General features: G+C 65.0%; 11 protein-coding genes. 8 read left to right on the top strand and 3 right to left on the bottom strand.

Features of this window, described 5'->3' with window-relative positions; genetic code table 11:
* Positions 1-46 precede the first annotated feature (46 nt).
* Complete coding sequence (gene cyoA, locus AC3WON_RS09960; RefSeq protein ID WP_492318629.1) at positions 47-1096, bottom strand: ubiquinol oxidase subunit II; 1050 nt, start codon at positions 1094-1096, stop codon at positions 47-49.
* Positions 1097-1273: 177 nt separating this feature from the next.
* Between cyoA and AC3WON_RS09955 the strand changes: the two genes are divergently transcribed.
* The 3 genes from AC3WON_RS09955 (at position 1274) to AC3WON_RS09945 (ending at position 4588) form a co-directional block, all read left to right on the top strand.
* A complete protein-coding gene (locus tag AC3WON_RS09955; protein ID WP_492318630.1) occupies positions 1274-2593 on the top strand; it encodes an MFS transporter in 1320 nt (439 codons plus the stop codon).
* Between the two features lie 182 nt (positions 2594-2775).
* Entirely contained in the window at positions 2776-3684 is a 909-nt protein-coding gene (locus tag AC3WON_RS09950) for a DMT family transporter (protein WP_492351723.1), read from the top strand.
* A 343-nt stretch (positions 3685-4027) separates the two neighbouring features.
* The gene (locus AC3WON_RS09945; RefSeq protein WP_492351722.1) at positions 4028-4588 is read left to right on the top strand and encodes a cysteine peptidase family C39 domain-containing protein; all 561 of its coding nucleotides are present in this window, start codon (positions 4028-4030) and stop codon (positions 4586-4588) included.
* Positions 4589-4926: 338 nt separating this feature from the next.
* On the opposite strand, the gene AC3WON_RS09940 is transcribed toward AC3WON_RS09945, so the two are convergent.
* Together AC3WON_RS09940 and ppk1 are read right to left on the bottom strand one after the other, a co-directional pair.
* The gene (locus tag AC3WON_RS09940) at positions 4927-6162 is read right to left on the bottom strand and encodes a hypothetical protein (RefSeq protein WP_492351721.1); all 1236 of its coding nucleotides are present in this window, start codon (positions 6160-6162) and stop codon (positions 4927-4929) included.
* Between the two features lie 543 nt (positions 6163-6705).
* Positions 6706-8841, bottom strand: coding sequence for a polyphosphate kinase 1 (gene ppk1 / locus AC3WON_RS09935; protein ID WP_492351720.1), 2136 nt, complete (start codon positions 8839-8841; stop codon positions 6706-6708).
* 153 nt (positions 8842-8994) lie between these two features.
* Between ppk1 and AC3WON_RS09930 the strand changes: the two genes are divergently transcribed.
* From AC3WON_RS09930 to AC3WON_RS09910, 5 genes are all read left to right on the top strand, one after another.
* Positions 8995-9321: a hypothetical protein gene (locus AC3WON_RS09930; protein ID WP_492351719.1), complete on the top strand. Its 327-nt coding sequence runs from the start codon at positions 8995-8997 to the stop codon at positions 9319-9321.
* A gap of 87 nt (positions 9322-9408) precedes the next feature.
* On the top strand, positions 9409-9639 hold the full coding sequence (locus AC3WON_RS09925; protein ID WP_492318636.1) for a hypothetical protein: 231 nt from the start codon (positions 9409-9411) through the stop codon (positions 9637-9639).
* Positions 9640-11172: a CYTH and CHAD domain-containing protein gene (locus AC3WON_RS09920; protein WP_492351718.1), complete on the top strand. Its 1533-nt coding sequence runs from the start codon at positions 9640-9642 to the stop codon at positions 11170-11172.
* A gap of 243 nt (positions 11173-11415) precedes the next feature.
* Positions 11416-12456, top strand: coding sequence for an isocitrate/isopropylmalate dehydrogenase family protein (locus AC3WON_RS09915; RefSeq protein ID WP_492318638.1), 1041 nt, complete (start codon positions 11416-11418; stop codon positions 12454-12456).
* Between the two features lie 187 nt (positions 12457-12643).
* Positions 12644-13966, top strand: a complete 1323-nt coding sequence (locus tag AC3WON_RS09910; RefSeq protein WP_492351717.1) for a CitMHS family transporter — start codon at positions 12644-12646, stop codon at positions 13964-13966.
* Positions 13967-14469: the final 503 nt, after the last annotated feature.

Below are 14469 nucleotides of genomic sequence, written 5' to 3'. Positions count from 1 at the left end.
CCGATGGGGCTGGCCAGTACCGCGAGGGAAGATCCGGATCCGCACCCTACTGCAGCAGCACCCGGCCGTCATTGCGCGCGGACTCCGACGCGAACACGGGCGCTGTGGCCGCGGTGTTGCGCGCCGTGCAGATGCCGGCGAACGGGTCGAATTTGCCGCGGCTGCGGTCAAGCGCCATGGTGTCTGCCATGCACCGCCCGCCGCCCACACAACGGTTCAGGATCAGGTCGTAGAGGCCTGGCGCCACGCTGGCATAGCGTTGCACCGCGTCGCGCTCGCTGGGCTGCGCGAGCTTGAGGTACATATCCGTGGACAGGCCATGGCCCGATGACTTGACCTGCTGGATCCAGCGCTCGAAGTCCTGGTTGGACAGCCCATGGAACTTGAAACGCATGTGGGAGAAGCCCGCACCGCTGTAGTTGGCGGAGAAGCCTTCATACACGCCGGACTTGTTGATCACGGCATGCAGCTTGGTTTCCATGCCGGGCATGGCGTAGACCATGCCCGCCAGCGACGGGACGAAGAATGCGTTCATCACCGAGGTGGCGGTGATGCGGAAAGCGATGGGCCGGTCGACCGGCGCCGCCAGCTCGTTGACGGTGGCGATGCCCTGCTCGGGATACAGGAACAGCCACTTCCAGTCCATTGCCACCACCTCCACCGTCAGCGGCTTCACGTCCGCCGGAACCGGCCGGCCTGCGTCGATCCGCGTCAGCGGCCGGTACGGATCGAGCTGGTGGGTGCTGACCCAGGTCACGGCGCCCAGCGCGATGATGATCAGCAGCGGCGCGGCCCAGATCGCCAGCTCGAGCACCGTGGAATGATCCCAGTCGGGGTTGTAGGGCGCGTCGGTCGCGCTTTCCCGATAGCGCCACGCAAACAGCAGCGTGAGGATGATCACCGGAACGATGATCAGCAACATCAGGCAGGTGGCGATGATGATCAGGTCGCGCTGGCGCAGGGCCATGTCGCCGGATGGCGCAAGCAGCACTGCGTTACAACCGGCCAGGCACGCCAGCATGACTGCGGCGGCGCATCGCAGCAGTAGTCTTCCCTGCACACGTCTTGGCGGCACTACAGAGTCGAAGCGGCCCATAGTCTCGGAAGTGGCGTCTGAGGAATATCGGCAAACTGCCGGCGAACTCACCTTTCGTTTTTCTAAGGCAGTTTAGGCGCTATTCTTGTCAGTGCGAGACTTAAGAGCCAATTTCATCGGAATGGGGTCGGCTCCATGTGCAGTATCGACGCACTCCTGCCAGAAGGAGACTTGACGATGGCCAGCCTCACCCACCAGCATCGCGCATCGCCGACTGCACCTCCGGCACCCGGCCACCACCAGGTGGCGCCTGCCGAGATCGCCACCGGGGTGGTGATCGGTCGGGCCTCCGAGTACTTCGACTTCTTCGTGTACGGCATCGCCTCCGTGCTTGTCTTCCCGGCGGTCTACTTCCCGTTTGCAAGCGAGCTGGCGGGGTTGCTCTTCAGTTTCACGATCTTCTCGTTTGCGTTTATCGGACGCCCGTTCGGCACCGCGCTGTTCATGCGCATCCAGCGGCGCTGGGGCCGCGGCATCAAGCTGACGGCGTCGCTGTTCCTGCTCGGCACGGCCACGGTGGGGATTGCGTTCCTGCCGTCCTACGCCTCGATCGGGGCCGCGTCGATCTACCTGCTGGCGCTGTTCCGCTTCCTGCAGGGCATTGCGTTCGGCGGGTCGTGGGACGGGCTGCCGTCGCTGCTGGCGCTCAACACGCCGGAGGACAAGCGCGGCTGGTATGCGATGGTGGGCCAGCTCGGCGCACCCACCGGGTTTATCGTCGCCAGTTCGCTGTACCTGTTCCTGCATGCCAGCCTGACCCCGCCTGAATTCATCGAGTGGGGCTGGCGCTATCCGTTCTACGTGGCCTTCGCCATCAACGTCGTGGCACTGTTTGCACGGCTGCGCCTGGTGGTGACCCATGAGTACACGCAGCTGCTCGAGGAAGACGAGCTGGAGCCGATCAGCACCTTGCAGATGGTGAACGCGCAAGGCTTCAACATCTTCCTGGGGGCCTTTGCTGCGCTGGCCAGCTATGCGCTGTTCCACCTGGTCACGGTGTTCCCGCTCTCCTGGGTAATCCTGCACCGCACCCAGAGCATCTCCGACGTGCTGGCCGTGCAGATCGTGGGCGGCTTCATCGCGTTCATCGGCACGCTGCTATCCGGCTGGATCGCGGACCGCATCGGCCGGCGCACCACGCTGTCGGCAATGGCCGTGCTGATCGGCATCTTCAGCCTGGCAACGCCGTGGCTGCTCGGTGGCGGCGCGACCGGCCAGGACATCTTCATCCTGGTCGGCTTCGGCTTGCTGGGCCTGTCGTACGGACAGGCTGCCGGCGTGGTGACGTCGAACTTCGAACGCCGCTTCCGCTACACCGGCGCCGCGCTGACCACCGACTTCGGCTGGCTGTTCGGCGCCGCCTTTGCGCCGCTGGTGGCGCTGGGCCTGTCTTCGCTGTTCGGCCTGGCGGCGGTCAGCCTCTACCTGCTGTCTGGCGTGATCGGCACGCTGGCCGCCTTGCGCATCAGCCGGGCGCTCGGGACGCCTGACATGTGACAGCGGTCATGGCCTGCGCAAGGCCATGACGATTCCCCTGCGACGGGCGGGCTGATTCGCCGCCCGATTTCCTCGTGCGCTTCCTTGCTTGCTGGCCCCTGCCCGGCTGCCTGACCCTTGGCGCCCGGCGCCCCGGCGCCGCATATGGCGGATAATGCGCTATTTGCAAGCACCTCCCTCCCATGCCCGCAAGCAGCAACACCACTGGACGCATCGACTGGACAACGCTGTTCCTGCTTACCTTCCCGCCACTGAGCTGGGCCGGCAATGCCATCGTCGGCCGCCTGGCCGCCGGCACTGTGCCGCCCATCACCCTGAACTCTGTGCGCTGGGTGCTGGCAGGGCTGCTGCTGGCACCCTTTGCCTGGCGCGGCGTGATCGAGCACCGCGCGGCACTGCGCCGGCACGCCGGCGTGATCACCGCCCTGGGCGTGCTTTCGATCGCCAGCTATAACGCCCTGCAGTACCTGGCGCTGACCACCTCGACCCCGATCAACGTGACGCTGATCGGCGCATCCACGCCGCTGTTTCTGATCGTGATCGGCGCGATCTGTTTTGGCGAACGGGTGAAGCCATGGCATGTCGCCGGGGCGCTGCTGTGCATGGTCGGCGTGACCTTCGTCCTGGTACGCGGCGAGCTGGGCCGGCTCGCCCAGCTGGACCTGGTTGCCGGCGACCTGTTCATGCTGGCCGCCACCATCGCCTGGAGCGGCTATACCTGGCTGCTGCGCAAGCAGCGCCCCGCCATGCCGCTGCCGGTGCTGCTGTTCGCGCAGATCGTCACCGGCGTACTGGCAAGCGCTCCCGTGACGGCATGGGAGCTGATGACGCTGGACCAGCCGCTGCAATGGAACGGCAAGGTCGCCGCCATCCTGCTCTATGTAGCGACCATTCCCTCGCTGCTCGCCTACTTTGCCTGGGACCGCGCCATCGCCCGCGCGGGCGCGCAGTTGCCGGTGTTCTTTATCACCCTGACGCCGGTGTTCGCCGCCCTGCTGTCCACGCTGCTGCTGGGCGACTGGCCCCGCTGGTACCACGCCGTGGGACTGGCCGCGATCGCGGCGGGGATCTGGCTGGCGCAGCGGCGTTGAGGGGGGCGGCCGGTCCACGCCAGCGAACAGGCACGCCCCGGGCGTTTCAATCCTGAATCAGTCTTGCCGCGTCTGCACTAGCCTGTTTGCAGGATGGGCTCGCGCACCGTGGTGCACTACCCTCGCAGTAGAGCTCACGCCACTGAAACCGGGGGGAATCATGGGTGAACAGAGTCCGCGCGGGCGACATGCGTCGGCTGACCTTGCACTATGCGAGGCGCCAGCAGAAGACATCGAAGCTGGATCAGCGCCACCGCGGCGCACACACAGCACAACGCCCGCTGTGCATCCCGGGACTTCCGGCCTGTACGTCATGGCTGGCCGCCAGGAGCCTCCTGCCGCAATGAGCCGGCCCACGGGTGCGGACGATCCGATGCTGGGCTGCCTGCTGTTGCTGAACCGGGCCCTGCAACGGACGGTGCCTTCAGCGGTCCTGCTGGAAGGACTGCCGCTGGATGGACAGGCCCTGACGTTGCCGATGCTCTGCGCCGCAGCGGCGCGCGCCGGCTTGTCGGCCCGGCTGGCGGAGCGCGACCTCGACGATATCCCGGATACCTCGATACCGGCAATCCTGTTGCTGGACAAGAACAAGCCGTGCGTACTGCTGCAGCGCTGCGAGCACGGACGGTTTCTCGTCGCCCTGCCAGGCTGGGGCGGTGGGGTGCAGGAAGTCAGCCGCGAGGAACTGCTGGCCCAGTACAGAGGGCACGCCGTCTTCGCGCAGCCCGTGCTGCAAGCGGACGTGTCAGCCGATACGGAGCCGGCACAGCCGTGCCCGTGGCCCGACGACGCGATGCGGCCATCATGGCGGCGCCGTTGCGAGCGGCTGCTTGCCTCGACGCTCAGGGCACTATGCCTGCGGGGCAGGCTTCCGGCTGAAGATGTCGCCCGCGCTGGTGGCTAGTCAGTGTCCGGCCAGATAGGCGCGGCTTTGATGACGCATCAGGACGCCGGCGCTGCCGATGTGTTGCCCGAACTGCTCTGCCAGATCCCCACCGACAGGTCGCGTTGAGCGGCCACCGCTCGTCATAGCGGTGACCGACATCCTCGGTCAACCCGGCCGGGGCCATCCGCGATCCGCGCTGTCCCGGTATGCAAAAGGTCAAGCCGAACGGGCTGCACGCAGTCGTTCACCATGCCAGGCGTCTTGAGCAAACAAAAGGAGGCAGGACAATTTTCCCTGCCTCCGCACAAGCGCGCGCCTGCCCCCCCGGCACAGACGCGCGCCCCCATTCAACCAGCTTATTTGACGCAGGCGAGGTTGACGGCGAGGCCTCCCCATTCGGTGGCCTGGTTGTTGTCGACCTGTACCTGCAGCTTGTCGTTGTGGTTGACGATGCCGGCCGGCACCTCCTCACTGCAGTTCTGCAGGCCGTTGGTGACTTTGCAGCTCAGATCGTTGAGGGGCGCGATGGTCGCTGACGCGCCGGACCCTGACACCTTGTACACCGAAATGTCCAGCGTTCCCCTGACCTTGCCGAGTGTGCTGGCAGTGAGCGTGACCTTGGTGCAATCGTAGGGGATCACGACACCGAAGTCCGTCGGCAAAGGCACCGCCCCGCCGGCGCCGGTCATGGCATAGCGGCCGCGGCTGAGCGTTTCTGGCACGTTGAAGTTGCCGTTGTAGACGGTGCCTGTCCCTGCGGTCACGCCCGAGGTCGGCCACTTGCCGCCCGCCTTGGGACCGTACAGCGTCGAGGTCGTGGTGTCGAAATAGAAGTCGCCATCGACGCCGATGTCGTCGGTCGGCGCACCGCTGCCATACAGGATGTGGCCGCCGTTGCCTGCAGTGCCGCCACCGGTGCCGCCGGTGCCGCCGCTGCCGCCCGGCTGGGTGACCAGCGAGACCCCTGCCGGCCACACGTCATTGGCCTTGGGGCCGTACAGCGTCCAGGTGTTGGTGTCGAGGTAGTAGTCGCCATTGTTGCCGACGCTGTTGGCTGGCGCGCCCGCGCCCGTCAGGACGACGCCGCCGCCGGTGCCCGACCCGGTGCCGCCCCCCATCGGGACACCCGGCGGCCACGTGCCGTTTGCCTTGGGCCCGAACAGGGTCGAGGTGGTGGTATTGATGTAGTAGTCGCCATTGTTGCCGACGCTGTCGGTCGGATCGACCGAGCCGGACAGGATGGTGTTCCCGGCCGAGCCGGTATTGCCGGTACCCGCTATCGAAATCCCTGCCGGCCACACGCCGTTTGCCTTGGGCCCGAACAGCATCCAGGTCACGGTATTCAGGTAGAAATCCCCGTCCTTACCGATCTCGGGCCCCGGATCGGTGGTACCCGACAGCATGACGCTGCTGCTGCCCGCGGTCTCCGTTGTTGGCGACGTTGGTGACGTTGGCGTTGACGTTCCGGTGCCTGGTGCCGTGGTGGCGGCAGTGGTAGACGTCGAGTCGCCCCCGCCTCCCCCGCAACCTGCGACCGTGATGACGAGACAGGCGAGCGGCAAGGCCGCCAGCTTCATGTGGATGCGTTTCATGGATGGACCCCCTTTCCTTGGCCTATTAAGCACGCGAAATTCGATGGCTTTGGCCGCGCCAGCGATGAGGTCAATCTAGCTGGCGGAATTGGAATGGAAAATCGGCTCTATGGACGAGTCGCGGTTATACGGAATGCCGCACCGCGCGCGGATGAAAATGCGCCGCGCCACCGGCGCGCGGGATAATGTCGGAGCCCGCGGCACTGGTCACGGGTACTGTCGCCGCGGGACTGCGGAATTCCCTTGAAGCCTTGCAGGACAAGGCATCGCCAGCCATGGGAATTCGTTTGCGGAGGCTCCGGCAGGCACGGCGGACACGGATATCCAACGCCCCGAATCATGCGGTCAAGCCCCACTGGAGGGGAATGCTGGCGCGAGCCGAACGGCTTAGCGAGGAAGTATTAGGCAGGCCGCCAGAGCGGCCGGAAAAAGTATGTATAGGAGATGAAACGTCTCGGGCAACATCAAATTCATGATGAAAACAGGCCACCGGCCGATCCAGGACGATCTCGGTTGATCAAGGGCACGATCACGCGGCAGGGCTCACGTCAAAGCCGACAGCAGGATATCCTGCACCCCCTCGCCGTCACGCGAGGCCTGACGCTCGTAGGTTCCGTCCGGCGCCATCTGCCAGGTGTCACGCCGGTCTGCCAGGTACGGTTTCAGCCCTTCCGCGATAACGCGCTCCTTCAACCCGGCATCAAGGATGGGAAAGCAGATCTCGATCCGCCGGGACAGGCTTCGCTCCATCCATTCACCGCTGGACAGCATGACCTTTTCCGCCCCGCCATCGTGAAAATAAAAGATGCGCGAGTGCTCGAGAAACCGGCCCATGACGGATTTCACCGTAATGTTCTCCGACAGGCCGGCAACGCCGGGGCGCAGCGCACAGGCGCCCCGGATGATCAGGTCGATACGGACACCGTCGCGTGAGGCGTCGTACAGCGCCTGAATCAGGTCGGGTTCCAGCAGCGCATTCATCTTGACCACGATCCATCCCTTGCGGCCGGCCCTGGCGTGCCCGGCTTCGCACCGGATCGCTTCAAGCAACGCCTGCTTCATGGTGAAGGGCGATTGCCAGATATGGGTCATGCTATGGGTCTGGCCGCGGCCGGTCAGCTGGCTGAACACTTGCGCCACATCCTGCGTCAGCGACTCACTGCAGGTGAGCAAGCCAAAATCCGTGTAGGTGCGCGTGGTCTGGTGGTGATAGTTCCCGGTTCCGAGATGCACATAGCGGCGGAGCTTCGCGCCCTCGCGCCGCAATACCATGACCATCTTGGCGTGCGCCTTGAAACCGACGACCCCATAGATGACATGCGCGCCGACTTCCTCCAGTTGCGTCGCCCAACCGATATTGGCCTCTTCATCGAAGCGCGCCAGCAGTTCCACCACGACGGTGACTTCCTTGCCGTTGCGCGCGGCCTCGATCAGTGCCGAGAGCAGGACCGAGTCGTGCCCGGCCCGATATACCGTCTGGCTGATTGCCACCACATCGGGGTCCTGTGCCGCCTGCCTGACAAAGTCCACCACCGGAGTGAACGACTGGAACGGGTGATGCAGCAGGATGTCGCCCTCGCGAATGGCGCGGAAGATATCGGATTGCTCGTGCAGCACCTTCGGCAGGCCGGCCCGGAAAGGCAGGTACTTCAGTTCGGGCCGGTCCACCTGGTCCGGCACCTGCATCAGGCGAACCAGGTTGACCGGTCCGTTGACGGAGAACACCTCGCTTGCCGCCAGGCCGAACTGCTGCTGCAGGAACCCAGTCATTGCCGGCGTGCAGTTGTCAGCCACCTCCAGCCGGACCGCGTCACCATAATGACGGTGCGGCAGTTCGCCTTGCAGCGCCTCGCGCAGGTTCTTGACCTCTTCCTCGTCCACGAACAGCTCGCTGTTGCGGGTCACGCGGAACTGGTAGCAGCCGCGCACCGTCATGCCACTGAACAGCTCGCCGACGTGGGCATGCAGGATGGAAGACAGGAACACAAAGCCATGCTCGCATCCGGCAGTCTCCGGCGGCAAGACGATGACCCGCGGCAGCGCTCGCGGCGCCTGCACGATGGCATAGCCGGAGTTGCGCCCGAACGCATCCTTGCCCTCGAGTTCAACGGCGAAGTTCAGGCTCTTGTTGAGCACCCGTGGAAACGGATGCGCCGGGTCCAGCCCGATCGGCGTCAGGACCGGCATCAGCTCGGCGAAGAAGAACTCCCGGATCCATTCCGCCTGCGCGGGGTTCCACGTGGGCCGCCGCAAGAAGCGGATCTGCTGCTCGGACATGGCCGGGATCAGCATGTCATTGAACAGCCGGTACTGCTGGTCGATCAGCTCCCGGACCCGCTGGTTGACCCTGGCATAGACCGCCTGCGGCGTCAGCCCGTCCGGGCCCGCCACCGGGGATTGAAGCAAGCACTGCTCCTTCAGGCCTGCGACGCGGATCTCGTAGAACTCATCCAGGTTGCTGCTGAAGGTGCACAGGGCACGCAGCCGCTCCAGCAGTGGCACCGCGGGATCGGCGGCCTGCTGCAGCACGCGGCCGAAGAACTCCAGCTGGCTGAGTTCGCGGTTGATATAGAGCTCATTGCCATTCGGCAGGCCATCCGCGTCGACCGGGGTGCCGAGGCGCCCCTCCCCCGCGACCATCGGTGACGCATTCTGCATGGGATCGGATTCGGGTTTCATGATGTGAGTGCCTGTGCGGGGGAATCCTTCCCGATTCTAGCTGGCGTATCGCGCATATCGGGGCGAAACTGATCGCACTGCTCCCGCGAAATACGTACCATCTTATGAGCATCCGATGCGTAGAATGATCTGACGCGCCCACTGGAGCTGCCAATGACCCACGTAATACCATCTGCGACCGAGACCACCCCGGAAGGGCTGATGCGCTTGATCGAGCATATTGGAGGTGCTGCAGCGCAAGGTCACCTTGACCCGGAGTTTGTGCGCAAGTTGGGGAAGCGCATTGCCAACGAATTGCAGGATATGAAAGCGACCAGGCTGCCGGGTGACCGCGAGCTTGCCGGGCTGGAGGACGGCATAGAGGCACTGCTGCTGGCCGCGGACCGCAAGCACGGCGCCAGGCTGACCCAATCGCTGCAGAAGTTGCGGGAGCACGAAATCCCCTTCGGCGGGGAGTCGAATGCCAGCCAGTCTCACTAGCAGGGGTGCCTGGCGAAGCGTGAGCTCATTAAGCAGGTAGTTCAATGACCTGGGTCGTTATTGCCACCGCAGATAACCTTGGAACCTATGTCGAAGACTGACAAGAAACGATACCTGAAAGCACTTAACCGGCGCCTGAAGAAAGAGTCGGCCGGAAAGTTCGATACGCTCTTTATCTTCGACCCGCCCGGCTCGAAGCCGAAGAACGCCACCGGGGTGACCACCAGCGGCCCTGCCAGTGACGAGACCCTTGCAGTGATGAACGCAGTCCAGGCCAGGGTATTCGCAAAATTCGAGGGCACGGCAAAGCTCGGATAAATGGAACGCGAACTCAAGCTCGAGTTGCTGCAGGACCAGGCCGAAGCGCTGATCGGCTTGCCCCTGGTGTCGTCCTGCTGTGTGGAGCCGCCGCACGAAGACAGGCTCGTGAGCACGTATTTCGATACGTCGGACCTTGCTTTTCGGCGTATGCACGCGTCGCTGCGCGTGCGGCAAGCGGGTGAACATTATGTGCAGACCTTGAAGACCTGGGGCACGCAGCATGGGGCGCTTTACGAGCGGGAAGAGTTTGAGTCGGCGGTCCCCGGAAATACGCCAGATCTGGGTGCACTGCGAGACAAGCTGCCCGAAGGCACTGCGTTGGGGACGCTGCTGCGTGAAGGCGACCTGGCACAACGCCTGAAGCCGATCTTCATCACGGATGTCCGGCGCACGGTCCTGCTGTTGCGCTTGCCACAGGGGGACGAGGTCGAACTGGCGGTCGATCGCGGCGTTGTCCGCGCGAACGACGCCACGGAGCCGATCCGCGAGCTTGAGATGGAGATCCAGGCCGGGGAGCCGGCCCATCTGTCAGCGTTTGCCCTGCGGCTGCTCGACGCAGTGCCAATGCGCCTGAGCCGCGCCAGCAAAGGCGACCGTGGCTATGCGCTGGTGGCTGCCGAGGCCGAAGAAGCGGTACGGGCGCAGCCCCTCAGGCTGGCCGATGCCGGCTCGGCGGAGGCGGTGTTTCGGTGCATTGCCCAGAACTGCCTGGCGCAAATCTCCGGGAACGAACGCGGCGTGGTCAACGGCTCCAATCCGGAAAGCGTGCACCAGATGCGTGTCGGCCTGCGTCGCCTGCGCTCCGCGCTCGATATCTTTGAGCCGCTGCTTGCCTGCCCGCCGGCACTGCAATCGGACCTCAAATGGATTGCCGATGAACTCGGCCCCGCACGAGACTGGGAAGTGCTTGCCAATACCACCTTGCGTGACGCGTTCGATGGGGCGCCGGAGGACGTGGGCGCCGGCGCGGTGCTTGCCGCGGCGAAGGCAGTCGCAGCCGATGCCCGGCAACGCGCGGCCCAGGCCGTGAATTCCGATCGCTACACCCGGCTGATCCTGACGCTGAGCCATTGGCTGGGCAGTGCGGGCTGGCGCGATGGCCTTGGCGAGGCGCAGCGCACGGCACTCACCGGACCCGCCAGGGATTTCGCGCTGACCACGCTGCGCAAGCGGCAACGCAGGCTGCTCAAGCGGGGACGGGGCATGGCAAAGCTCGATGAGCAGCGGCGCCATCGTGCGCGTATCGCCGCAAAGAAGCTGCGCTATGCGACCGAGTTCTTTGGATCCTTGTTTGCCGCGAACAAGGTGCACCGCTATCGCCGGCAATTGTCGCGCCTGCAGGATGACCTCGGATGGCGCAATGATATGGCGGTTGCAGCGGGGTTGTTGCTGCGCCTGGGGACAGAACGGCAGCAACTTGCCATTGGCTGCGGCTATGCGCGCGGCTATATCGCAAGGGGTGTCAGCGTTGACCGGCAGCCGCTGCGCCGCCTCTGGAAACAATTCAAGGCGGCACGCCTGCCCGCCTAGCCCGGCTTCCGGGCATCAGCGCCCGTTCAACGTCGCGGCCAGCCGCTCTCCGTCAGCAGAGATCGTCCCCCTCCGCGTAAACCCCAATGACATAGCCGGCACATTGACAGTTTCCTGACAGCCTTCCCCGCCTAGAATCGGGCCCCTGGTCACCCGGACCGGCGCCCGCCCGGCGACGAGAAACATAGCCTCCCTGGCGCCCTGGCCGGCCAGCGAAACGCTCAATTCACGACAGGAACGCAAATGGAAAACGGTGCACGCGAACAGATCCCGGCCACGCTGATCCCCGGCGACGGGATCGGTCCCGAAGTTGTGGACGCCACCGTCAGGGTGCTGGAAGCGCTGGACGCCCCGTTTGCCTGGGATATCCGGCGCGCGGGGATGGCCGGCGTCGAATACAGCGGCGATCCCCTGCCGCAAGACACGCTGGACAGCATCGGCCGCACCGGCCTGGCCCTGAAGGGGCCGCTGACCACGCCGGTGGGCGGTGGTTTCCGCTCGGTCAATGTGCGCCTGCGCGAGACGTTCAACCTCTATGCCAATGTACGCCCGGCCCGCACCCTGGTGCCGGGCCGCTTCGAGAATATCGACCTGGTGCTGGTGCGCGAGAACGTCGGCGGCTTCTATGTGGCCCATGACTACTACATCCCGGTTGGCGACGACCCGCATGCGGTGGCGGTGTCGACCGGCACCAACACGCGCGACGCGTGCCGGCGCATTGCCCGCTTCGCCTTCGAGTACGCCGTCAAAAACGGCCGCAAGAAGATCACGGTGGTGCACAAGGCCAATATCCTGAAGGCGCTCACCGGCATCTTCCTGGAAGCGGCGCGCGAGGTCGCCAAGGACTACGCGGGCCGCGTGGACATGGACGACATCATTGTCGACGCCTGCGCCATGCAGCTGGTGCTCAACCCGTGGCGCTTCGACATGCTGCTCTGTACCAACCTGTTCGGCGACATCCTGTCGGACCAGATCGCCGGCCTCGTTGGCGGGCTTGGCATGGCGCCGGGCGCCAACATCGGCGACCAGGCGGCGATCTTCGAGGCCGTGCACGGCTCGGCGCCAGACATCGCCGGCAAAGGCATTGCCAACCCGATCTCGCTGATGCTGGCCGCCGGCCTGATGCTCGACCACGTGGGCCGCCAGGACCTGGCCACGCGCCTGCGCACGGCCATCGAGCTGACGCTCGTCCAGGACCAGGTGAAGACCGGCGACCTCCACGGCACGGCCACCACGCTGCAGTTCGCGGACGCGGTAGTGAAACGCATCGTTTCCGCCAGCTGAGCCGCGCCCGCGCGGCCCGCCCGGGCCAGCGCGCAAGACTGCCACCCTCCGCGGTCATTCCATACCCGGCACGCCCTGGCGTGCCGGCGGGATCGGCCTTGCTTTTAACCTCGTGCGCCGCACGGACGCACACACACCCGCCCGCATGCACCCCACGCTGCAGGGCGGCAAAGAGATCCAGAAAAAGATGTTGACCCTGCTCGCCTATTCGATGGTGATCGTGTTCATGGCACTGATCATGACCAAGCGGCTCTCCGCCATGGTGGCGCTGATCCTGGTTCCGATTGCGTTTGCCGCGATCGGCGGTTTCGGCCCCGAACTCGGCCCGATGATGCTGGACGGCGTCAAGAAGCTGGCGCCGACCGGCGTGATGCTGATGTTCGCCATCCTGTATTTCGGCCTGATGATCGATGCCGGGCTGTTCGATCCGGTGGTGCGCGCGATCCTGAAGATAGTGGGCGGCGATCCGGTCAAGATCATCATGGGCACCTTCGTGCTGGCCGCGCTGGTGTCGCTCGACGGCGACGGCTCGACCACTTACATGATCACCTGCGCCGCCATGCTCCCGCTCTACAAGCGCCTGGGCATCAGCCGGCTGGTGCTGGCCTGCGTGATCATGATGGCCGGCGGGCTGATGAACATCCTGCCCTGGGGCGGACCGACCGCGCGTGCCGCCAGCGCACTGGGCGTGGACGTGGGCTCGCTGTTCGTGCCGATGATCCTGCCGATGATCGTCACCGGCATGTGGGGCCTGTTCGTGGCATTCCTGCTCGGCCGCCGCGAACGCAACCGGCTTGGCAGCATCGCCCTGATGCGCACCGGGGCCGGCGATGACGGCCATGCCATGCCGGAGGCTGCCACCGGCGATCCCCGGATCGCCAGGCCCAAGCTGCTGTGGTTCAACTTCCTGCTGACCAGCGGCCTGATGGTGCTGCTGATTCTCGGCACCTTGCCGCTGCCTGCGCTGTTCATCATCGCGTCCGCCATCGCGCTGATGGTCAACTACCCGAGCCTGCACGAACAGAAGGAGCGCATGAGCGCGCATGCCGCCAACGTCGTGCCGGTGGTGTCGCTGATTTTTGCCGCCGGCATCTTCGTCGGGATCCTGTCCGGCACCAAGATGGTCGACGCCATCGCCAACAGCGTCATCAGCGCCGTGCCGGACTGGATGGGTCCCTACATGGCCCTGGTGACCGGGGTGCTGAGCATTCCGTTCACCTTCTTTATCTCGAACGACGCGTTCTACTTCGGCATCCTGCCGATCCTGGCCAAGGCCGCCGCCGTCTATGGCATCAGCGCGGCGGAAATCGGACGCGCCTCGCTGATCGGGCAGCAGGTTCACCTGCTGAGCCCGCTGGTCGCGTCGACCTACCTGCTGGTCGGCCTGGCCGAGGTCGAATTCGGCGATCACCAGCGCTATACGCTGCTCTGGGCGCTGTCGGCGGCAGTGGTCATGATGCTGGCTACCGTTGCCTTCGGCGTGATTCCGGTCATTGGCCGGGCAGCTTGACAGCGCGGAAGCGGCACCGGGCGGGTCAACCGCATCCGCCTGCCTGGCGTTTTACCCGAACGTAACTTGCAAAGATTTACAAATAGCCCAGCAGACGGCCTGACGGCATCCGCCCTGCTGGCTATAGAGGATCACATCGCGGCAGCACATGAGCCGCATTCGCATCGAATGAACCAGCCAGCCTTCATTTCGTTGCAAATGACGTATGCAAAGCGTTGCAATAGGGTTAGATCGAATATGTTACTGAATGTAAATGACGTAACTTGATTGCAAGCTGTACCGCTGGCATTGCGACGCAATGCCGGTGGCTTGAGTAGTAGGGGGGCATCATGCAGCATTCCAGCCGATTCGCGTGCGACCTGGGCCGCGCGCACCTGTCCGGCCGCAACGGCCGCCACGGCAACGCCGGTGCTTCCCGCAACCAGTCCATTCGACATCGACGGCACCTGAGCCGCGCGCAGCACTTCTCGGTGCACCAGCGCCACCTTCCCACTGACGCACCC

This window comes from Cupriavidus sp. FW305-46, from assembly GCF_058787075.1.
Note: the sequence above shows the minus strand (reverse complement) of the source record. Positions and strands in the feature narration are given on the sequence as shown.